The 20983-nt window shown below is 56.4% G+C and carries 18 protein-coding genes; 10 read left to right on the top strand and 8 right to left on the bottom strand.

The genetic code is table 11. From position 1 onward, the window contains the following. Positions 1 to 76: 76 nt before the first annotated feature. Together AO064_RS13235 and AO064_RS13230 are read left to right on the top strand one after the other, a co-directional pair. Positions 77 to 1255, top strand: coding sequence for an aldo/keto reductase (locus AO064_RS13235; protein ID WP_064053614.1), 1179 nt, complete (start codon positions 77 to 79; stop codon positions 1253 to 1255). Between the two features lie 178 nt (positions 1256 to 1433). Next, positions 1434 to 2144, top strand: a complete 711-nt coding sequence (locus AO064_RS13230; protein WP_170171900.1) for a hypothetical protein — start codon at positions 1434 to 1436, stop codon at positions 2142 to 2144. A 186-nt stretch (positions 2145 to 2330) separates the two neighbouring features. Here the strand turns inward: AO064_RS13230 and AO064_RS30245 are convergent, their stop codons facing one another. Further along, positions 2331 to 2741: a winged helix-turn-helix transcriptional regulator gene (locus tag AO064_RS30245; protein WP_082893934.1), complete on the bottom strand. Its 411-nt coding sequence runs from the start codon at positions 2739 to 2741 to the stop codon at positions 2331 to 2333. An 89-nt stretch (positions 2742 to 2830) separates the two neighbouring features. On the opposite strand from AO064_RS30245, the gene AO064_RS13225 reads away from it, so the two are divergent. Both AO064_RS13225 and AO064_RS30240 read left to right on the top strand, forming a co-directional pair. Next, on the top strand, positions 2831 to 3679 hold the full coding sequence (locus tag AO064_RS13225; protein ID WP_064053613.1) for an SDR family oxidoreductase: 849 nt from the start codon (positions 2831 to 2833) through the stop codon (positions 3677 to 3679). Then, positions 3676 to 4152 (top strand): DUF1349 domain-containing protein, encoded by a 477-nt coding sequence (locus tag AO064_RS30240; protein ID WP_082893933.1) that lies wholly within the window; start codon positions 3676 to 3678, stop codon positions 4150 to 4152. Before AO064_RS13225 ends, AO064_RS30240 begins: the two co-directional genes overlap by 4 nt. Positions 4153 to 4356: 204 nt before the next feature. Here the strand turns inward: AO064_RS30240 and AO064_RS13220 are convergent, their stop codons facing one another. The 3 genes from AO064_RS13220 to AO064_RS13210 form a co-directional block, all read right to left on the bottom strand. Beyond that, complete coding sequence (locus AO064_RS13220; protein WP_064053612.1) at positions 4357 to 4926, bottom strand: TetR/AcrR family transcriptional regulator; 570 nt, start codon at positions 4924 to 4926, stop codon at positions 4357 to 4359. Between the two features lie 162 nt (positions 4927 to 5088). Then, entirely contained in the window at positions 5089 to 8199 is a 3111-nt protein-coding gene (locus AO064_RS13215; protein ID WP_064053611.1) for an efflux RND transporter permease subunit, read from the bottom strand. Then, complete coding sequence (locus AO064_RS13210) at positions 8196 to 9305, bottom strand: efflux RND transporter periplasmic adaptor subunit (protein ID WP_064053610.1); 1110 nt, start codon at positions 9303 to 9305, stop codon at positions 8196 to 8198. Before AO064_RS13210 ends, AO064_RS13215 begins: the two co-directional genes overlap by 4 nt. 208 nt (positions 9306 to 9513) lie before the next feature. Between AO064_RS13210 and AO064_RS13205 the strand changes: the two genes are divergently transcribed. Next, positions 9514 to 10974: an efflux transporter outer membrane subunit gene (locus AO064_RS13205; protein ID WP_064053609.1), complete on the top strand. Its 1461-nt coding sequence runs from the start codon at positions 9514 to 9516 to the stop codon at positions 10972 to 10974. 48 nt (positions 10975 to 11022) lie between these two features. Here the strand turns inward: AO064_RS13205 and AO064_RS13200 are convergent, their stop codons facing one another. From AO064_RS13200 to AO064_RS13190, 3 genes are all read right to left on the bottom strand, one after another. Then, positions 11023 to 12294: an OmpP1/FadL family transporter gene (locus AO064_RS13200; protein ID WP_064053608.1), complete on the bottom strand. Its 1272-nt coding sequence runs from the start codon at positions 12292 to 12294 to the stop codon at positions 11023 to 11025. A gap of 319 nt (positions 12295 to 12613) precedes the next feature. Then, a complete protein-coding gene (locus tag AO064_RS13195; protein WP_064053607.1) occupies positions 12614 to 13234 on the bottom strand; it encodes a TetR/AcrR family transcriptional regulator in 621 nt (206 codons plus the stop codon). 580 nt (positions 13235 to 13814) lie between these two features. Continuing rightward, positions 13815 to 14708, bottom strand: coding sequence for a LysR family transcriptional regulator (locus AO064_RS13190; RefSeq protein WP_064053606.1), 894 nt, complete (start codon positions 14706 to 14708; stop codon positions 13815 to 13817). 99 nt (positions 14709 to 14807) lie between these two features. Between AO064_RS13190 and AO064_RS13185 the strand changes: the two genes are divergently transcribed. The 3 genes from AO064_RS13185 (at position 14808) to AO064_RS13175 (ending at position 18382) form a co-directional block, all read left to right on the top strand. Beyond that, a complete protein-coding gene (locus AO064_RS13185; RefSeq protein WP_064053605.1) occupies positions 14808 to 15977 on the top strand; it encodes a mandelate racemase/muconate lactonizing enzyme family protein in 1170 nt (389 codons plus the stop codon). A gap of 102 nt (positions 15978 to 16079) precedes the next feature. Beyond that, the gene (dctA, locus tag AO064_RS13180) at positions 16080 to 17387 is read left to right on the top strand and encodes a C4-dicarboxylate transporter DctA (RefSeq protein ID WP_064053604.1); all 1308 of its coding nucleotides are present in this window, start codon (positions 16080 to 16082) and stop codon (positions 17385 to 17387) included. A gap of 122 nt (positions 17388 to 17509) precedes the next feature. Further along, a complete protein-coding gene (locus AO064_RS13175; RefSeq protein ID WP_064053603.1) occupies positions 17510 to 18382 on the top strand; it encodes an isocitrate lyase/PEP mutase family protein in 873 nt (290 codons plus the stop codon). A gap of 59 nt (positions 18383 to 18441) precedes the next feature. Here the strand turns inward: AO064_RS13175 and AO064_RS13170 are convergent, their stop codons facing one another. Further along, the gene (locus tag AO064_RS13170; RefSeq protein WP_027603413.1) at positions 18442 to 19029 is read right to left on the bottom strand and encodes a TetR/AcrR family transcriptional regulator; all 588 of its coding nucleotides are present in this window, start codon (positions 19027 to 19029) and stop codon (positions 18442 to 18444) included. Positions 19030 to 19128: 99 nt separating this feature from the next. Here AO064_RS13170 and AO064_RS13165 point away from each other — a divergent pair, with 99 nt between their 5' ends. Both AO064_RS13165 and AO064_RS13160 read left to right on the top strand, forming a co-directional pair. Continuing rightward, positions 19129 to 19887: an SDR family oxidoreductase gene (locus AO064_RS13165; RefSeq protein WP_064053602.1), complete on the top strand. Its 759-nt coding sequence runs from the start codon at positions 19129 to 19131 to the stop codon at positions 19885 to 19887. 211 nt (positions 19888 to 20098) lie between these two features. Continuing rightward, positions 20099 to 20839: an NADPH-dependent F420 reductase gene (locus AO064_RS13160; protein WP_259641023.1), complete on the top strand. Its 741-nt coding sequence runs from the start codon at positions 20099 to 20101 to the stop codon at positions 20837 to 20839. Positions 20840 to 20983 lie beyond the last annotated feature (144 nt).

Genomic DNA, 20983 nt, shown 5'->3' with positions numbered 1-20983 from the left:
CCTGGTTGTTCTAACTTCTAGTACGAATACCGGCTTCGATGATCCCGTGAAACCTCGGTTGCGAAAGGAAAGTTGGATGGACAGACGAGATTTTCTTACTTACTCGGCAGTGGGTACTGCAGCGGCCGCTTTGCTGCCAGCATCGAGTGTCGCAAGTTCGGCAGCCCCAGCCCCCTCTTTACTGACAGAGCGTGGGAGCGTGATGCGTACGGAAGGCCGGCCAGTGCGCACAGACCTACCCTTCAATTCGCCCTCGCCTACCCTGCGATACATGACGCCTCAACGCTTTGGCATGGGCGGGACACAGATTGGCAATATCTTTGCGCCGCTCAGCGACGAGCAGGCCGGCCTGGTTCTACAGGCCGCCTGGGACGCGGGTGTAAGGCTTTACGACACGTCGCCTTTCTACGGATTTGGTTTGAGTGAATATCGGGTAGGCCGCTTTCTGCACGGCAAAGATGCAAACGACTATGTGGTCTCCACCAAGGTGGGACGCGTTTTGACTGCCGCGGGTGGCCCGCGCGCGGACCATGCCATCTGGAAGTCACCCGCGCCCTTTAACTACCGGTATGACTACACCGCAGCAGGCGCACGGCGTTCCGTGGAAGACAGCCTGCAGCGGCTGGGGCTGCCGCGTATTGATATCGTCTTTATCCATGACATCTCGCCCGATAACAGCGAACTGGAAGGCGGTTGGGAAGCGGCGTATCGCATTGCGCGCACAGGGGCGATGGTCGAACTTGAAAAGATGCGTGATGAGGGGCTCATCAAGGCATGGGGCTTCGGCGTCAATACGCCGAATGCTGTGGTTCAGGCAATGGCCGGTGATGACCCGACTCCCGACATCGTGTTGCTTGCCTGCCAGTATTCGCTCCTTGAGCACGGCGATGCGTTACGCAACACCTTTCCGGCGTTGAGCAGGAAGGGCACCAGCGTTGTGGTTGGAACACCACTGAACGATGGATTCCTGGGAGGGCGCAGCCGGTATAACTTCAGCTTGGATCTGCCTGCCGGGGCGGTGGAAAAGCGCGCGCGAATCATGGCGGTTGCCAAACGACATGGCATCGACATTCATACTGCCGCCCTGCAGTTCGCGGCAGCACATCCGCAAGTGTCTGCAATCATTCCGGGTGCCCGCACGCCGGGGCAGATCGTTTCCAATGTGCAGGCGATGAAGGTCGGTATCCCAGCAGCCTTTTGGGAGGAGCTGAAGAGCCTGACCCTGATCGATGCCCAAGCACCGGTCCCTTCCTGAGCAGGGGCTACGCCCGTGCCACCGGCTGATGGGGCGCTGTCGTCGCTGGCCTCATTTAACCCGAAACTCATCTTCCTGGTTGCAGCAACGCTGCAGATAGCAGCCGCTTTATCAGCCTATTCCAGGAAATAAACTGCGCACGCGTCCAAGTAAAAACACTCATCCAAGGCCGTAATAAATGAAGATACGCACGTCTTTCATGATTTTAGGCGGCCTGCTTGCGCTGTCCGGCAGTGGTTACTTACTCGCCGACACACTCGCGCTTAGCGTTCCATTGCCGGATCCACTCCCACAGCTAAAGGTGCTGACAATCCTTATAGGTATACACCTGCTCGGCATGTGCTTCGGTCTTGGTGGGGCGACGATGCTGGACCTCTGGATCTTGCGTTGGATGCGCAGGGGTAGCCTCCCGGTTGAAATCGGACGCACCTTTCAATTCATCAGCGACGCGGTCACTATTGGACTCTGTCTTCTGTGGCTTTCAGGCCTTGGTTTCCTTGCCCTTTACGCGATGGAGTCGCCGGAAAAGTTTGAAAACCCCAAACTCTGGGCGAAGGTCATTGTGGTGATCGTGCTGACCATCAATGGAATAATCATCCACGCGCTTGTGCTGCCAGAAGCCCTAAGCGACCTGAGTCGCCCCCTGCTCTTTGGCGTGTCCCGCAAAAGAGCGGCCTTATTTCTCGCATCCGGTGCAGTTTCGGGGGTGTCTTGGTACACGGCTTTTGCCTTCGGCATTTTTCGTGAGTTAAACAACAGTGTCACCTTCACCCTGCTGGTCATCATGTGGCTTACGCTGATAGTCGCTGCCTCTCTCGCCGCAATGCTGCTCTGGTTAAACTCTGCAGCGGGAGCCAGAAAACCTCCGTCGCTCAGTCATCCGACGTGAAGATAAAGACTCGCTGGGCATTGCGCGTAACTGCAACGCTTGCCGACCATGGCCAACCGGCCGGGTCTTCCTCACGCATAGCTCTACCTGGGTAGCTGGCGGTGACATCAATGTTGAGTCGATCGAGCAAAATCTGTTGCCCGACCACACTGTTCGCGGGTCAACGTGCCAGCGCTCGCGAGGTCCTTATAAAATCTGGCGAGAGCGTTGTTCGTCCAAAATATTTGGCAGATTGCCTTCGATCCAGTCAACCAGGCGTTCAACATGACGGGCTACTTCAGTTCCCATAGGGGTGAGGCTGTACTCAACGTGAGGTGGAACAACCGGATAAGATTTGCGCAGAACGAAGCCATCGAATTCCAAAAACTGTAGGGTCTGCGCAAGCATCTTTTCGCTGACGCCTCCAATCTTCCGACGCAGATCGCTGAAGCGATGCGTACCCGCGAGCAAGGCCACCAATACTAATACTCCCCAGCGGCTGCTGATGTGCTGAAGCACGATCCTTGAGGGACAATCCGGGTCGAATAATTCACCGCTGCGCAGTCGGTTGGCCACTGTTGCGGGACGGGTTGCTCCAGAGGGCTCGGAATCTGACATGCTTACTTACCTTTAGGTACGTACTTACGAAAAGTTAGTTAAGGCCCTACTCTGCCTGCTCTATCACATTTTGTAAAAGGACCCCCCTCATGATCGCCGTCACCGGAGCCACCGGCCAACTGGGTCGCCTCGTTGTCCAGAAACTCAAGCAAAAAGTACCCGCGTCCAACCTAGTCGCCCTGGTGCGCAGCCCTGACAAGGCCAGTGATCTAGGCGTGGACGCACGTGCTGCCGACTACGACAATCCGACAACTCTGGTCGCGGCGCTCAACGGAGTCGACACGCTTCTACTCATTTCCTCGAGCGAAATAGGCAAGCGATTCTCACAGCATCGAAATGTCATCAACGCCGCAAAGCAAGCCGGTGTGAATCGCGTTGTTTATACAAGTTTACTGCACGCGGATACCTCTTCATTGAGCCTCGCCGAGGAGCATCGGCAAACGGAAGCCGAGCTCAAAGCGTCGGGATTGGCATTCACGATATTGCGTCATGGTTGGTATACCGAGAACTACACCGGCTTTATTGCTGGCGCGTTATCGGCCGGTGTATTTATCGGCAGTGCCGGTGACGGAAAGATTGCCGCGGCGACACGGGAAGATTTCGCCCAGGCCGCTGCCGTCGTGCTGACCCGTGGCGATCAAGAGGGGAAGGTTTACGAGTTGGCGGGTGACAGCGCCTGGACGTTATCGGAACTCGCAGCCGAGGTTTCTCGGCAAACGGGTAGGAACATTCCCTACAAGAACTTGCCTGAAAGTGACTACGCCTCTGCGTTAATCAATTTCGGCCTACCGGAGCCGCTCGCACTTGCCCTGGCGGACTACGATGTCAGCGCATCCCAAGACGCACTTTTCGACGACAGCCATCAGCTTTCGACGCTGATCAGCAGAGCCACGACGTCCCTTTCAGCGGCAGTGGCAATTGCTCTCAAAGGGCAATGATCAGAGAGGCCATGACACCGCCTCGAAGGTTAGGAGTGACCTTCGAGGCGGCCCCGGCATTATTGACGATATTTCAAGCGACTTGTTTTCGCGACAGAACGTTCGATCAAGCTGGAATAATGGTCAGGCTCAATGAGGAGACCTGGGTCAAGGCAGGTATTGAATTTAACGATGGAAATCCGATGATCAGCAGCGTCCTCACCCGGTGTCTGTCTGACTGGGCGCCTAGCGGATTTTCTGGCGACCCAGGTGATTTTTGGCTTCGTATTACAATTTCCGGTGGTGTGCTGCGCTTGCAATACTCTACAGATGGAACGACCTGGCCATTGCTTAGACTTGCACCGTTTCCACATGCCGAAAGTTACCAGGTTGGCCCCATATGCTGTACACCCCAGCGCCAAGGGTTGAAGGTCAGATTTTCTGAATGGTCTTTGACACCTCCCTTGGGCCGGGATCTGCATGACTTAAGCTAGGTGTATATATTTGAGCAGACATGCCTTCCAGGCGCTCACCCAGCGAGACACTTTGATTTCTTCAAACTTGAACATCACGTCATCGAGCCATCGTCCATAGCGGCTGCAAGGCCTCTCACTTGTGTTGGCGATATGTAGCCCGCGTGCTGTTTCAGGCAAACCGCTAGCAGTGCTTAGGGGTTATCAGCACGCTGTCTAGGAGTATCAGTCCAATTGATCCAGCAAAGCCCTCTCAATCTCCTGCACCCACTGCTCGACCCCGAAAGTCCGACGCAGAAGCGCTGTTCCGAGCATTGCAGAGAAGTCGACTAGCAGTTGCTCCTTCGTCCTCCCAGGCCCCGACGCCCGGGCCACACTCAGTAAAGTTTCAAACAAAACCCTTGTCCCCTCTCGATAGGATTTCAAAAACAATTTCTCGGGGGGCGCGCCCACCGCGTCATGACTGAACGCAACGATTGCACACCGGCCATCTTCAGCAGAATCAAGGTACTGAGTAATCAAATATCGATAGGGGTTTTCAGAGGCCAATCCAGCCCGCGCGGCTTGCGCCTCCCATATACCTTGCGTCTTGCGAAACGAAAGACGGCAGACTTCAGCCGCGAGCATTTCCTTGGAACCGAAGTACTTATAGAACCCTCCATTGGTCATGCCTATCTCAGCCATGATTCTGGCAATGCTGACTTCGTTTACACCAAATTTGGAAAACAACCTGGCCGCTGCGTCCAAAATCAGAGCGCGCGTCGCATCTGCCTTGCTGCCTTTACAGCGACTCATCTGTGCTGCCTCCTGGGCACAACCTGCCCTCACACTTCAGTCTCAGGCGACCAGCGGCGGAACAGCACGCTCGCGTTAACGCCGCACCCCAGCGGCCCGACAAGGCCGACGCCCGTGACTACGATTCGCTTTTGACCGTTGAGATGACTCATTGAACCCTCTTCATTTATCAGTCGAAAATGCTTGTGTGGGTTTCGCTGTATGAGTGCTGCTCGCAGGCTCTGGACGGATCTTGAACCAGATGGAGTACATCGCGGGCAGGAATACCAGCGTCACAATGGTCCCGACAAACGTGCCTCCGATCAGGGTGTAGGCCAGCGTCCCCCAGAAGACCGAATGGGTCAGCGGGATGAACGCCAGGATTGCCGCCATCGCTGTCAGCAAGACCGGGCGGGCCCGTTGTACCGTGGCTTCGACCACCGCATGAAAAGGGTCCAGTCCTTCTTGTTCGTTGTGGTGGATTTGCCCGATCAGAATCAGCGTATTGCGCATCAGGATGCCCGAGAGGGCGATCAGCCCGACCAGCGCGTTGATACCAAAGGGTTGTTGAAACAGTAACAAGGTCGGCACTACACCAATCAACCCCAGCGGCGAGGTGAGGAACACCATGATCATTGCGGAGATTGAACGGACCTGCAGAATGATGACCAGCAGCGTCATGGCAATCATGATCGGGAACAGCGGCAACATAGCCGTACCGGCCTTGCCCGACTCCTCGATTGCACCCGCTTGCTCGATCCGATAACCATCCGGCAGTTTGTCGATGATCGGCTGGAGTTCCTTCACAATCACACTCGAAACATCCGGCGGCTGCAGATCCTCGGCAATGTCGCCTCGTACGGTGATGGTCGGCGTACGGTCACGACGGCGAAGGATCGGATCCTCCATGCGTACATCGACTTCCCCTACCTGAGACAATGGGATCCGCTGACCCGCCGTGCCGACCAGGGTAAAGCCTTCGATCCTGGCGGGGTCAAGGCGGATATCACCCGCCGCACGCCCGACCACCTGCACCGAACGAATGTCCTCGCGAACCGCCGTGATCGGTACGCCCGCCAGCAGGAACTGCAGTTGCTGTGCAACCGCGCTTGACGTCAACCCCACGGCCTGCAAACGATCCTGATCCAGCGTAAAATGCAACGTCGGCGTCAGCGGGCCCCAGTCGGTGTTGACGGTTCTCATCATCGGACTGGCCTGTAACACGTCCTGCACCTGGCTGGCGATTTCGCGAAGTTTTACCGGGTCAGGCCCCATCACCCGGTAGGCGACCGGGAACGGTGAGTACGGACCAAACACCAGTTGCGTGACCCTGACCCGCGCTTCTGGCGCAAGGCCTTCGGCAGCCGCCTCGCGGAGACGGAACTTGAGAGCTTCACGAGCCTCCTGGCTCTCCGTCAGCACCACGATTTTCGCGAATGACGGATCCGGCAGTTCCGGTGCCATCGCCAGATAGAAGCGCGGTGCACCTTGCCCGATGTAGGCCGTGACGATTTTTGCCTCATCCTGCTGTTGCAGCCAGGCCTCTATCTTGGCGGTGGTGGCGCTGGTCTGCTCAATGGAGGTGCCATAGGGCATTTGCACCTCAATCAGCACCTCAGGACGGTCCGAAGTCGGGAAGAACTGCTTCTTGACCAGCCCCATGCCGAGGATCGACACCACAAACAAAGCGATAACGGTAAGGGCCACCAGCCATTTGCGCGCTATGACCTGCGTCAACACACGGCGGAAGCGGTTGTAGTGACGGGTGTTGTAGATGGCGGCGTGGCCACCTTCGACCGTCTTGATGTCCGGCAACATCTTCACGCCAAGATACGGGGTGAAGACCACGGCCACCACCCAGGAGGCGATGAGCGCGATGCCGACAATCCAGAACATGTTGCTGGTGTACTCGCCGGCTGTCGACTGCGCGAAGCCATTGGGCATAAAGCCGATCGCCGTCACCAGCGTACCGGACAGCATTGGCGCAGCCGTATGACTCCAGGCGTACGCGGACGCCTTGATGCGGTCGTAGCCCTCTTCCATTTTCACCACCATCATTTCGATAGCAATGATGGCGTCGTCCACCAGCAGGCCGAGCGCCAGAATCAATGAGCCGAGGGTAATCCGGTCAAAGTTCTTCCCTGTGGCTTCCATCACCACAAACACCACGGCCAGTGTCAACGGCACAGCGGCCGCCACCACAACGCCGACACGCCAGCCCATGCTGAGAAAGCACACCAGCATCACCACGAGCAGTGCAACGAAGAACTTGACCATGAACTCGCCGACGGCGGAATCGATATTGACCGCTTGATCGGTGACTTTGGTGAGCGCCATGCCCAGCGGCATACCCTGGTTGATCTTGACCGTCTCCGCATCCAGCGCCTTGCCGAGGTCCAGCCCGTTCCAGCCATCGCGCATCACGATCCCCAGCAGCAACGAATCTTCACCGTTGTTACGGACGAGAAAGGTCTTGGGATCTTCGTAACCACGTTCAATCGTCGCGACATCAGAGAGTTTGAGCGTGCGTCCCTGGAGCGTAATAGGCGTGTCCCGAATCTTCTGCAACTTGTCGAAGGCGCCATCCAGGCGCAGGAAGACTTGGGGCCCCTCGGTTTCGATCGAGCCGGCGGGCGTGAGCACATTTTGATTGTTCAGCGCGGCAAAGATGTCCTGAGGCGATACGCCCAGGGTGGCCAGACGATCATGGGAAAACGAGACAAAGATACGTTCGGGTTGCTCCCCGATAATATTGACCTTCTTCACACCCGGCACATGCAACAGGCGCTGGCGCAACGACTCGGCATCGCGCACCAACAGGCGCTGTGGCTCACCTTTGGCTTTCAGGGCAAACAGGGCGAATGTCACGTCCGAGAATTCGTCGTTGACCATCGGCCCGATGACACCGACCGGCAGTTTGATCGCCTCATCATCGAGCTTTTTACGCGCCTGATAGAACGCCTCCTGCACCTGCGACGGCGGCGTGCTATCCAACAATGACAGCATCGTGAACGCCAGGCCTGGGCGGGTATAGGTTTCCGAGCGGTCGTACCACTTCAGCTCCTGCAGGCGTTTTTCAAGCGGCTCGGCGACCTGATCCTGCATCTCCTGGGCAGTCGCTCCCGGCCACGCGGTGATCACCGTCAACTGCTTGACCGTAAAAGGAGGATCCTCCGCGCGCCCCAACTGGAAGAACGACAGGATCCCCGCAACGGCAATCAGGAAGATCAAAAATACCGTGATTGAGCGCTCGCGTACGGCGAGCGCCGAAAGGTTGAAACGACCCTCGCTCATGGATGAGTCCCCGCAACCTTGACGTCACCCTGTTGAGCCAGCCGCACCTCTTCGCCATCGCGCAGCAGGTGTGCGCCCAAAGCTACAACAGGCTCGCCTTCCTTGAGATCGCCTGCGACGCGTGCTGAATCGTCGCTTAAACCCAGGACCTGCACAGGCCGCCAACTCACTTTCGCCGGTGTACCGGCGATGACCCACACACCCGTCCCCTTGCCGGGGTCATAAACCGCCGCGATGGGTACTTGCAACACCGGCCCCTGCGCCGCGCCTTCGGCAATCCTGACCGTGACAGTCGAACCAAGTGGTGCATTCGCCAGTGCGCCCTCCAGCACATACCGCGCCTCGAAGGTGCGAGTCATACGGTCCGCCGAGTCCGACAGCAGCCTGAGCCTTGCGGTAACAGCACCGGTGGTGTTGCCATAAAGTGTCGCTTGTGCGGAAGACCCGGCTGCCGGGCGCACGGTCTCGGGCAGGTGCACGATCGCTTCGCGCTGCCCTGCCCTCGCGAGCCGAACCACCGGCTGCCCCGGACTGACGACTTGCCCAGGCTCAGCGAGCGTCTCCACCACGACGCCGTCGGTATCCGCCACCAGCACCGCATAACCCGAAGCATTGCGCGCCACGTCAGCCTGCGCCTGCGCAGCGCCCAGTTGCGCCCTCGCGGTATCCGCCGCCGCTTTAATCTGGTCATAGGCCGATGCAGAGACCGCGCCTGCTGCGACCAGATCACGGTAGCGCGCTTCGTCATCCGCGGTCTGCTTGGCTCGGGCCCGAGCGCCGGTAACCGACTCTTGCTGTGCCCGCGCCTGTAAACCCAAGTCAATCGGGTCGAGGCGCATGAGCGGCTGGCCACGCTTGACGGTCTGACCGGTGTCAACCAGACGCTCTAGGATCTTGCCTGACACCCGAAAGCCCAAATCGCCCTGAGTACGGGCAGCGACCACCCCAGTGAAAGAACGCGAGATATCGGAGGAACCCTGAACCGCTGCCGACCTCACCAGAGGGGCTTGCGTGCGCGGATCTTGAGCGGTGGATGAGTCACCACACGCCGTCAGGACGAGAGGCAACAAGCAAGCGGCAATAGGGACAGGTCGAAGCCGGCGCATAGATTCCCTTGATTCAATAATAGGATGGAAATCATATTTTTAGACCTGTGACCATAATTGTCAACGGTCACAGTCATCGTGCACCAACCTTAAAGCGCGAAGAGCGCCTGTTATCGGTGACTCTGCCCGCGGCTCGATAGTGTCAATTGACAGAATGTGACCATTAAGTAATATGGTCACATACCAACATTCGATTCAAGGAATCTCAATGCCCTCCCTTCACCCCCTCGCTCTTTTGGTGAGCGCCAGCCTGATAGCAGGTTGCGCGGTCGGTCCGGACTATCAGCGTCCTGACGCGCCGCTTTCCGGTGGATATATGGGCCAGGCCGCTGTTGAACAGCGGCCTGTTACGGCGCAGGCGAGTCTTGTCGCGTGGTGGGAAGGCTTTGGTGATCCACAGTTGGCCGACTTCGTCTCTAAAGCCCTTGCGCAGAACCTGGACCTGGCTCAAGCGGCGGCGCGAGTCACACAAGCGCGCGCAGGACTGGGCGCCGCGAATGCCGCTTTACTGCCCTCGGGAAACATCAATGGTCAGGCTGCGCGTTCCTATCAGTCAATCGAGACGCCACTCGGCCAAGTGCTCAATTCAACCCCTGGCTTTGATCGATACGGAAGTTCCTACGAGCTCAACCTTGATGCAAGCTGGGAGGTGGATGTATTTGGCGGCCTGCGACGTGGACGCGAGGCCGCACTGGCCGAGTACCAGGCCTCCGAGGCTGGCGTTGCCGCCACACGCCTGGCCATCGCTGCGCAGACGGCTGATATCTACATCACGATCCGTGGATTGCAGGCCCGGCTGGACATCGCAAACCGACAAGTCAAAACACAGGAGCAATTGCTGGAAAAAGTCCAACTGCTCTATGGCAAAGGCCTCGCCGCCAGCTATGAGGTTCGCCAAACGGAGGGCGCGCTGTCGCAAGTCCAGGCGACAGTGCCGGCCCTGCAAACCGGCCTGGATGCCGCCATGAATGCGCTTGATGTGATCCTCGGCACACCTCCAGGCACGCATCGAACGCAATTGGCGAGTCAGGGCACGATTCCTCTGGCACCACAACTGAACAACACTGGAACACCCGCCGATTTGCTGCGCCGCCGGCCAGATCTGATTGTGGCTGAGCGCCGCCTCGCGGCCTCCAACGCACGCATCGGTGAGGCCAACGCCGAGTACTACCCGAAGTTTTCACTTAGCGCATTGCTCGGCAGTGCCACGGCCGTATCCGGCGGCAACCTGTTTACCGGCGGTGCCAGCCAGTCGGCAGGCGTCTTGGGCCTGCGCTGGAGGCTTTTCGACTTCGGTCGCATAAACGCACAGATTGACCAGGCAAAGGGGCAGGAAGCCGAAGCCCTGGCCGCTTACCGCCAGTCTGTCCTGCGTGCCACCGAGGATGTTGAAAACGCCTTCTCCGCCCTAGTGAACCGGGAACTTCAAGCCACCACCCTCACCACTGGCGAAGACGCTCTGACACAGGCTCGTCAATCATCGTTCACAGCCTATGAAAAGGGCACAGCCAGCCTGATCGATGTTCTGCACGCCGACGAGACCCTGCTGCGGTCTTCCGATGCTCGTGCGCAAGCTCGAACAGAATCGGCACGGGCGGCGGTCGCCGCCTTCAGAGCGCTCGGCGGTGGCTGGCAAGCGCCTGAACCCCAGCCGGTGGCGACTCGATAAATAACGGACCCTGCCGTACGGCAGGGCCGCGTGTGGAACAGCAGCCAATCAGAACCGATAACTGACCGATGCTCCAAGACCGCTCGCGCTGTTTTTATACTTGGAACTGTATGCGCCCCTGGTCGCGGAGACGTGATTGATCTGAACACTCTCTTCCCACAGATAAGAGTAGGCAACATCAATTGTGAAGTTGTTTGCGGGGGTCCAGCCTGCGCCGACGCTGAACACTTTCCGGTCGCCCGTAGGAATGCGCGGCCCTCGATCGGTGTTATTGGTGGGCGACTGATCGACCGAGAAGCCGGAACGAAGCACCCACTGATCATTTAGCTTGTACGCCGCGCCGATCGCGTGAGCCCACGTATCATGCCAGTTCTGCTCTTCGGTGACGGAACCTAGCTGAGCATTCAACAAAGGAGGCAACCCTTTGGTCTCGCTGGTCAATTCCTTGAAGCGACTCCACCGCGTCCAGGTACTCCCAGCGTATAGGGTCCAGTCATCATCCAGTTGATGAGTCAACGACATGTCCACGGACTCTGGAGTATCCACCGCCAGCGAAGCGTCATAGCTGCGACCACTCACCCCCAGCACGCTAAAGAGACCGTCAGTGACCTTGGTCTTGGCATCCAGGCGGTAGCTGACCTTGGAATGGTAAGTCATCCCCAGGCGGGTTCGGTCTGTGGCCTGCACCAAAATACCCACGTTGAAACCCAGAGCCGTGTCATCCCCAGTGCTTTTGAGTTTGCCGTCATTGCGACCGGGGCTCAGCGGATTGGGCACCATCCCGGACAGCTCGCCGCTGATGCGGTTGATGGTAGGACCAAACCCGATCGATACTTTATCGTTAAAGGCATAGCTGACCGTGGGCTGAAACGTAAGGGTCGTGACTTCACTTTTGTTGGCATAGTAACGGCCAGCAAAATCGCTGCCGTAATCGGTCATCAGACCAAACGGCACATAGAACCCCACACCGAATGCCCAATGCTCATCAATAGGCTTGACGTAGTACCCCATCGGTACCGTGGTCACTGGCACCATGTCGCCGTCTTCTTGACCGCCAAATGTACTGCGCGTCTGGCTTATATCCGACTTCGCGAAAAGCGTCGCGCCGCCCACGCTGACCTGCTCGCTTTTCAAGCGAGCCATACCCGCCGGATTACCGAAGACCGTGCTCGCATCTTCAGCCGAAGAAGAGCGACCGGCAAACCCGGAGCCCATCCCGCTGATGCTCTGTTCGTTGAGCGCAAAACCGCTCGCCAGCACATTAGAAGAAGCAAGCACGACAGCCAGTCCAAGTGGACGTTTGAACAAGTTTTTTATCATTATTGGAACTCTTCGTGATCACCGGAAAGAACCGGTTAGCCGTAGTTTTTTTATGGGTTTCAGTTCGTTTGCATCACGTAAAAAGGCCACAGTCCGGCGCGCCCAAAAAACCCGGCAATCGCCGCGCAACTAACAGAGCGGCGCTGAATCATGGCAGTGCCGCCAAAACTGAGGCGCCATGTTTAGCCATGTGACCAATTATGTCAATGGTCACAACCCAGGCAAAAACGTGTATGCCACTGCTCGATGCAATGGCTGAAACTGAAAAGGTATTTTTTCGACGTTCACATGAAGGCTGCGCAGAATGCGCAACCTGGAATCACGGCATGAGGCTGCGCAATATCAGGTTTGAGGTGAGCGTGGGTGCTGTCTCAACGAAGTCAAGATTGTATTGCAGCAGCAACGGGTTGACGAAAGGCCGCAGCGCAAAATGGATGGAATCTACCGTTTCATCCAATGGAGTCTTGCGTTCAAATTCGCCGCTTTCCCGCCCTTCACGCACGATCTGCAAAACGAAACGTTTAATCTGTGCGTCGTAATTTTGTGTGCTCGGCCAGCTTTCTGACGCCGCAAGAGCGGCAATGTCATAGAGCTTTCGATCGGTAAAGAACAGGCTTGCACCTGTGGAGATCAAGGTCCTGACCAAGCGTCGAAAGCGCTCCGTCGACGAAATATCATCGACACTGATGGCCTGTTCAACCGCCGCAACGATTTCCGCCAGGCAATTTGAGCAGATGGCTTCGCCGATCGCCTGTTTGGAATCGAAGAATTTGTAGATGTAAGCCTTGGAAAAGCCGACGGCCTTGGCCAGGTCGGAAACCGTGGTTTTGCTGTAACCGTACTGGCTGAAATGTTCGTTGGCCGCCGCGACAATCTGATCTCGAATGTCATGATCGGCTGGGCCCCGAACGCCGGGCGAGAAAATGGATGGCTGGTTCATGCCTGTAGCTTACGGATCCAAGTCACCGTTGACAACTCGTGACCGATTTCCAACCAGGTCACAACTCCGTCAGGCTATGGATTCCTCGCTACTGTATTGACTTGGGTCGGTCGGGATGCGGATCAGCCCTTATGCTGACCCTCTCTTCAATGCATCATTCAGCGCAGTACATTGTGCAACTCGTCCCACTTTACGAACTTCACTGGCCGTTTTTTTAAGGTAGATATGTGGATGAGTTACCAGAACAGTAACCGTCCGGCCAACACACTTCCTGCCCCCCTACACCGTATGGCACAGTCCGTCAGATTAAAATCCCAAACAACATGACTTGTTGCAGTCCGACCGTTGTCAGAATGCCAGCGAAGTAGGTCCGCGTCAGAAATCGCCATTCGCGATCGCTCGAACACTCAGCGTAATTGGGGGCACAACTGGGGACATAGTTCGTGTTTTTCAAGCTGAAACTACTGTTCTACAGCCAAGTCAAAATGCTTTTTTGGCGATCCTGAGAGTCTCTGAATCAAGCCGCGCCGCGCTTAACTCTGCCTCGCCGCCGTGTATTTCTAACGAGCAGCGCAACGCGTCATGTGGAAGGCTGCGGGTCACCACCCGCCCTACCCCAGAATTCTTCGGCAGACTGACTGAGAATTGCTTTTGGGCGGGTCAGATGAATTTCCAGGGGTATATCCCAGCTTTCGTCGAGCGCTCTGACTAAGCGCCCATCCAGGATTTCTTGCTCGGTGAGGCTCTTGGGCAGCCACGCCACTCCTTTGCTTTCCAAGGCCATGGACATGAGTACCGCTGCCAGGTGGCTGCTGAAAAGTGGTTTGAGGTGGAGGTAATCTTCCTTGCCACGCAATCTGTGGGCGACGATACGCCCCAGTCCAGACTCATGGGTGTAAGCGAGGTATGGCAATGCCGCAGGAGAGGTGCCGAAGTTAGTGGATGCACTCGTGAGGGGAACGAGAACGTCCTCGCCCACTTTCTTGCTGGTGAACTGATCAGGCGTCAGTAAAGGCGGAACATCGGGATGGCGGTGGCAGAGCAGAAACTGAACCTGGCCATGTATCAGCATCTGCTCACAAACAGCCATGCTATCTGAGTGCAGCTGCACAGCCTCAATTGGCGCACCGTTTTCTGAGCTTCGAAGCCATTTCGGAAAAAATGTAAATGACAGGGAATGAGTCGCTGCGAATTGCAGCGACTTGGCTGCCATTCCTGCTACCTCTTGAGCCTCGTTGCGCATCCTGTACAAGTGTCGAGCCGCTTCCTGAGCACTGGGCAAAATTTGCCTTCCTGCTTCGGTAAGGGTTGCGCCTTGCGGTGAACGCACAAACAACTCAACGCCCATCCAGTTCTCCAATGAGCGAACTCTGCGGCTGAAAGCTGGCTGAGTAACATGCCGCGCTTCTGCCGCCCGAACGAAGCTGCCGTACTCTGCAAGCGCTGAAAGATCTTCGAGCCAAACGAGTTCCAAGGGCCATGCCTCCTGTGCATAGGGTACGGCATTAATAGCATTGGGCGGGTGACATCGCAAAGCATAACGTGGGGCCACAAACAACAAGAGGAACCCGTCATGCGTATCGTAGACATCCGCGAAAAAACAGTTTCTATTGCCTCTCCAATTGCCAACGCCTACATCGATTTTTCCAAAATGACCTGCTCGGTCGTCGCTGTTATCACGGATGTGATTCGCGACGGTAAACCTGTCATCGGATACGGTTTCAACTCCAACGGTCGCTATGGTCAAGGCGCTTTGATGCGTGATCGCTTTCTGGCGAGGATCACCGAAGCTGATCCAGATACTCTTGTCGACCATGAAAACAATAACCTGGATCCGTTTGCCATCTGGAAAGCCCTGATGACGAACGAAAAGCCAGGTGGTCACGGTGAGCGATCGGTCGCAGTCGGCACCATCGACATGGCTGTATGGGATGCCGTTGCCAAAATTGAAGGCAAACCCCTCTATCGCCTGCTGGCTGACCGCTACCGTAACGGGGTGGCAGACGACAAGGTATGGGTCTATGCAGCAGGTGGCTATTACTACCCTGGCAAAGACCAGACCAAGCTCAAAGCAGAAATGCAGAGCTATCTGGATCGTGGCTACGACGTCGTCAAGATGAAGATCGGTGCAGTACCGCTGGACGAAGATATCCGTCGCATCGAAGCGGTACTCGAAGTGGTGGGGGATGGTCGTCGGTTGGCGGTCGATGCCAACGGTCGTTTTGATCTTCAGACCGGTATTGCATACGCTGAAGCCATCAAGAAGTACAACCTCTTCTGGTACGAGGAGATCGGCGACCCGCTTGATTACGCGCTCCAGGCTGAGCTCGCGAATCACTATGAGCTGCCCATGGCCACCGGGGAAAACCTGTTCTCCCACCAGGATGCCCGTAACCTTCTGCGTCACGGTGGAATGCGCCCTGATCGCGACTTCCTCCAGTTCGACTGCGCCCTGTCCTACGGGCTGGTGGAGTACATGCGCACCCTGAAGGTGATGGACGAAATGGGTTGGTCTTCCCGCCGCGTGGTTCCGCATGGTGGCCACCAGATGTCCCTGAACATCGCAGCCGGCCTGCACCTGGGCGGCAACGAATCTTACCCCGACGTGTTCCAGCCTTTCGGCGGCTTCGCCGACGGAATCAAGGTGGAAAATAGTTATGTCGGCCTGCCGGATATTCCAGGTGTTGGTTTCGAAGCCAAGTCCGCCTTGTACGCAGTCATGCGCGAGTTAGGCGAAGGCTGATCAACCTCGATCTGCGGTTTCTTTTAAAGGGGCCGCAGACTCAGGCGTCATCCACTGACGCCAAACCACATGCCCATCACAACAATAAAATGAGGTGCTTCCGTGGAAATGTCCAAGTCCCGCTGGTACAGCCAGCTGTATGTGCAGGTGTTGATCGGTATCGTCATCGGCGCTGCAATCGGTCACTTTGAACCGCAATTCGGAGCCAAGCTTCAACCTTTTGCGGATGGCTTTATCAAACTCATCAAAATGCTGTTGGCGCCGATTATTTTCGGTACCGTCGTGGTGGGTATCGCCAAGATGGGCAGCATCAAGGAGGTCGGGCGCATCGGCGTCAAGGCGCTGCTCTACTTTGAAATCCTTTCAACCGTTGCGCTGGTCCTTGGCCTTATTGTGGTCAATGTCGTAAAGCCAGGCGCCGGGATGAATATCAACGCTACCACGCTTGATGCCAGCGCTATCGCCAAGTACAGCCAGGCCGCCAGTGATCAGGGCGGCACCATCGATTTCTTTCTCAACATCATCCCGAGCACCTTCATTGGCGCATTCTCGAATGGCGTCATGCTTCAGGTCATCTTGATTTCGGTATTGATGGGCATTGCCCTCGTTCAAATGGGTGAAACCAGCAAACCGCTGATCAATACCATCGACTTGTTTCTGCAAGGGCTGTTCAAGATCGTGGCAATGGTTATGCGCCTGGCGCCGATTGGCGCCGGCGCCGGGATGGCGTTCACGATAGGCAAGTACGGAATTGGTACCTTGCTGTCACTCGGCCAGTTGCTGGTTGCGCTCTACATCACGACCTTGATTTTCATCGTGGTAGTGCTAGGTACGGTTGCTCGATGGTCGGGCATGCCGCTGATGCCATTTCTTCGTTATTTCAAAGATGAAATTCTCATCACGCTTGGCACCTGCTCAACCGAGGCCGTGCTTCCGCGAATGATGGTGAAACTTGAAAAGCTGGGCTGCAAGAAGTCAGTGGTGGGCATGGTGCTACCCACTGGATATGCCTTCAATGCGGATGGCACCTGTATTTACCTCACCATGGCAGCGATTTTTATCGCACAGGCAACCAATACGCCACTGACGTTTATGGATCAGATGATTCTGCTGGGTGTCTTCCTGCTGACCTCAAAAGGCTCCGCTGGCGTGGCGGGTGCCGGGTTCATCACCCTTGCGGCAACGCTCACGACCATACACTCCATTCCGTTGGTAGGCCTTGTCCTGCTTTTGGGTATCGATCGCTTCCTCAACGAGGCGCGTGCCGTGACCAACTTGATCGGCAACGGTATCGGCACCATCGCCATTGCCAAATGGGACAACTCCTTTGACGTCGAAGCCTGCGAGCGGGAGATTGCCGCAATGAAACACGAAAAGGCAGCGCGAAAAGCATTGTTGCCGCAAAAGTAATCAGCCACGTTTACCGGTCACTTGCGCTTCAACCATGGCCATGACCGGTAGTGATTTCCAGGTCTCGTTCAACGCGGAACGATCCCAATAAGTCCTCGAATGAATTTGATGGAGCCGACAAAATGATTGAGCGATCTCATCATGAATTGCGCAAGGCGTTTGGCGATTTACTCCAGGGAACCGCCTGCAAATTTGCCGCTTCCGTGTTCGATCCTATCTCGGTTCGTATGGCATCCGACCTTGGCTTTGAGGTTGCCATCCAAGGTGGTTCCGTCGCCTCGCTTCAAGTGCTCGGGGCACCTGACATTGCACTGCTCACGCTTGATGAATACGTCGAACAGGTTTCTAGAGTCGGGCGGGCCAGTCAAATCCCAATCATCGGCGACGCTGATCATGGGTTCGGTAACGCACTTAATGTCATGCGAACAGTGACCGAGCTTCAGAAAGCCGGTGTTGCCGCCCTGACGCTGGAAGACACCCACCTACCGGCCAAGTACGACGAGCAGTCGAACGTGCTTATCGAAAGGCAAGAAGCCGCAGCCAAGATCTACGCTGCGCGATTTGCCCGTTCGGATGATGCGCTCAGCATCATTGCCAGAACGAATGTGGCCGCTACCACGTTGGAAGACTCCATCGCTCGCACTGCGGCCTATCAGAAGGCCGGGGCAGATGCGATTTGCCTGGTTGGCGTTAAGGATTTCCAGCACCTGGAAGCACTCACGGCACACCTCAGCGTGCCAATCATGCTGATCAACTACGGCAATCCGGCCCTGAGCGATGTCGAGAAACTGAGTGCCGCCAACGTGCGGGTCGTGGTCAATGGGCATGCCCCTTATTTGTCCGCAATCAAAGCGACCTACGAGGCGCTGCGCGAACAAAGCGGCACACACGCAAACGAGCTTTCCCTTCCTGAGCTGCTTTCAAAATACACGCTCTCGGATAACTATCGTGAGTGGGCCAAGACCTACTTGAAGTCAGGGCACGATTCAAATTGACCCTGAAACAGGCGGGCGGAGTGACCACAAGGTTGCTGGCAATAGGGCTGCCCTAAAGGCTACACGTTTTTCTTCAGGCTCTCGGGGCTACCCGCGCACAGACCATCCATCACCAGGTTCATCAATCTGGCGAGGCGCGAGCGCCATTCACTCTGAGCATCCATTTGCCATATGCCAGCAATGGCTAGAAAGAAATCGTCGTTGGTAATCCCGCTACGAATAGTTCCGGCCTTTTCATTCGCCCTCAAAAGCAACTCGGCGGCGGCCTGGACTGGAGCGTATCCCGATTTCCCTGGGAACTCGTAAACAGACGCAGCTTGTTGAATCGCAGCAGCGAGTCCTGCCTTTGTCATTGCGTATTCAGCGAGGCTGTCCATCCATTCTCGCAGGGCCTCCTTGGGCGGTTTTGTCGCGAGAAGCTGTTCCGCCAACGATGCCACCTGTTGCATCTCGAATTGATAGACCTCGAATACCAGTTTCTCTCGGGTGGCGAAGTGGCGATAGAACGTGCCCTGCCCCACCCCGGCCTTCTTCGCAATCGTGCTCAACGCAACCGCAGGATCGCTGGTCAGTTCGAGCACAGCGACTTCCAGTATCCGTTCGCGGTTTTTCTTGGCGTCAGAACGCATCACCAATTCGTCAGTCATGGGCAAAGTTTTCCTTCAATGTATTGCTAAGCGGACAGTTGTCCGGTACGGTTTGCAAGTGGACACTTGTCCGCTTACGCATCATTTCTGGAGTTTACTATGAACAGCACTGGCAATACGATTCTGGTTACTGGTGGCACCTCAGGTATCGGCCTTGGTCTGGCACTTAGGCTTCACAAGGCGGGCAACATAGTAATCATCGCGGGACGTCGCAAGGCTCTGCTCGACAAGATAGTGTCGGAGCATCCAGGTATTGAATCAGTATTGCTGGACGTCTCCGATCCACAATCCATCCAGCGCACCAGCGAAGCGCTTGCGGTCAGCCACCCAAATCTGAACGTCCTCATAAACAATGCTGGCATCATGCATTGGGAGGATCTGACTGACCCGGCATACCTGAGCACCGCCGAAGATATCGTGACAACTAACTTACTTGGCACGATTCGCATGGTATATGCATTCATCCCCCAGCTGATCAAGCAGCCCAGTGCAACGATTGTGAATGTCAGTTCGGCGTTGGCATTCGTCCCGCTACCTGCGACACCGACCTACAGCGCAACCAAAGCGGCAGTTCATTCGTTCACTCAAAGTCTTCGAGTGCAGCTAGAGGACTCGCCGGTCGAGGTTATCGAGCTTGCGCCGCCGGGTGTACGTACCACTTTGCTTGGGCAGGAAAACGACGAACACGCCATGCCCTTGGACGAGTTTCTGGATGAAATCTTCGAACTGCTCGAGATCTCTCCAACCCCACGCGAACTTGTCGTCGAGCGCGCCAAACCCTTACGGTTTGCTGAAGCGAACGGATCACATGATGAGGTCTTGAAAATGCTTGCGGACTACAAACCACCGGCAGAATGACGTCAACCGTATGAGTAGCCTCTGCTGCTTACCTGGACACTTAGTGGGTGCTCGCTCAGCGTGCTCAGTTTTAAACAGATAAGTTCGCCGTCGCCATGATGGATCTCGAGAAGGGTGCCATGGAAAATCAATTTGAAGCGCTCATCCGCAGCGCTCAAGAATTGATCGGCACCGCTTAATAGCTTGATTATTGTTCGTAGGTGAGGATGCGATTGAAATGAAAATCGGAATTATCGGCGCAGGCAACATTGGGGCGACTCTTGCCCGTAAGCTCGCTGCGTGCGGCCATGAAGTCAAACTGGCAAACTCGAAGAGTCCTCATACCCTTGAGGACCTTGCCAACAAAATCGGTGTGCACGCGGTGACCAAAGAAGATGCTGTGTCCGACGTGGATGCCATAATCCTCTCGATCCCCTTTGCAAAGTACCCGGATCTGCGGCAAACATTGAGTCGTATTCCCGAGAAAGTCGTCATCATCGACACCTCCAATTACTATCCAAGACGAGACGGGCCAATCAAAGAAGTGGACGACGGCAAGCCCGAGAGCGTTTGGGTAAGCGAGCAGATTGGCCGCCCGGTTGTTAAGGCGTGGAATGCCGTCCTCGCAGCAACTCTTGCCGGCCACGGCCAACCGGTCGGGGCTTCCTCACGCATAGCCCTACCTGTAGCTGGCGGTGACATCAATGCTGAGGCAATCGCGCAAGATCTTGTAGAGGATACCGGCTTCACCGCGCTTGCCGCTGGTAGCCTTGAAGACTCGTGGCGTCAGCAACCGGGCACACCGGCCTACTGCACCGAACTGAAGCTGCCAGAGTTGAAGTCGGCCTTGTGCGCGGCAGATAAGTTGAGGGCGCCTCAAAACCGGGATGCCCTGATGACCAGGTTCATGACTCCCGGTAGCAATTTCATACACGAGGAAATTGTTGCCATGAATAGGGAACAGACCGCCTGACTATCGAGAGCCCCCTAACCTCCATCTACTAGCAGTCTGTAAGTACACTGAAAGCCACCCAGTTCAATTTTGGTTTTCTGTCAGAAATCGCCATGCGTGAGTGACGGCCCACGCCGTCGGCGTGAACCTGGCGCCCTCACTCAG

This window comes from Pseudomonas marginalis, from assembly GCF_001645105.1.
Classification (GTDB): domain Bacteria; phylum Pseudomonadota; class Gammaproteobacteria; order Pseudomonadales; family Pseudomonadaceae; genus Aquipseudomonas; species Aquipseudomonas petroselini.
The sequence above is the reverse complement of the archived record's forward strand: the minus strand, read 5'-3'. Positions and strand labels throughout refer to the sequence as shown.

Bases quoted from the DNA above. Each gene is read 5' to 3' on its own strand.
- AO064_RS13235 (WP_064053614.1), top strand. From the start codon at position 77: ATGGACAGACGAGATTTTCTTACTTACTCGGCAGTGGGTACTGCAGCG.
- AO064_RS13230 (WP_170171900.1), top strand. From the start codon at position 1,434: ATGAAGATACGCACGTCTTTCATGATTTTAGGCGGCCTGCTTGCGCTG.
- AO064_RS30245 (WP_082893934.1), bottom strand. From the start codon at position 2,741: ATGTCAGATTCCGAGCCCTCTGGAGCAACCCGTCCCGCAACAGTGGCC.
- AO064_RS13225 (WP_064053613.1), top strand. From the start codon at position 2,831: ATGATCGCCGTCACCGGAGCCACCGGCCAACTGGGTCGCCTCGTTGTC.
- AO064_RS30240 (WP_082893933.1), top strand. From the start codon at position 3,676: ATGATCAGAGAGGCCATGACACCGCCTCGAAGGTTAGGAGTGACCTTC.
- AO064_RS13220 (WP_064053612.1), bottom strand. From the start codon at position 4,926: ATGAGTCGCTGTAAAGGCAGCAAGGCAGATGCGACGCGCGCTCTGATT.
- AO064_RS13215 (WP_064053611.1), bottom strand. From the start codon at position 8,199: ATGAGCGAGGGTCGTTTCAACCTTTCGGCGCTCGCCGTACGCGAGCGC.
- AO064_RS13210 (WP_064053610.1), bottom strand. From the start codon at position 9,305: ATGCGCCGGCTTCGACCTGTCCCTATTGCCGCTTGCTTGTTGCCTCTC.
- AO064_RS13205 (WP_064053609.1), top strand. From the start codon at position 9,514: ATGCCCTCCCTTCACCCCCTCGCTCTTTTGGTGAGCGCCAGCCTGATA.
- AO064_RS13200 (WP_064053608.1), bottom strand. From the start codon at position 12,294: ATGATAAAAAACTTGTTCAAACGTCCACTTGGACTGGCTGTCGTGCTT.
- AO064_RS13195 (WP_064053607.1), bottom strand. From the start codon at position 13,234: ATGAACCAGCCATCCATTTTCTCGCCCGGCGTTCGGGGCCCAGCCGAT.
- AO064_RS13185 (WP_064053605.1), top strand. From the start codon at position 14,808: ATGCGTATCGTAGACATCCGCGAAAAAACAGTTTCTATTGCCTCTCCA.
- AO064_RS13175 (WP_064053603.1), top strand. From the start codon at position 17,510: ATGATTGAGCGATCTCATCATGAATTGCGCAAGGCGTTTGGCGATTTA.
- AO064_RS13170 (WP_027603413.1), bottom strand. From the start codon at position 19,029: ATGACTGACGAATTGGTGATGCGTTCTGACGCCAAGAAAAACCGCGAA.
- AO064_RS13165 (WP_064053602.1), top strand. From the start codon at position 19,129: ATGAACAGCACTGGCAATACGATTCTGGTTACTGGTGGCACCTCAGGT.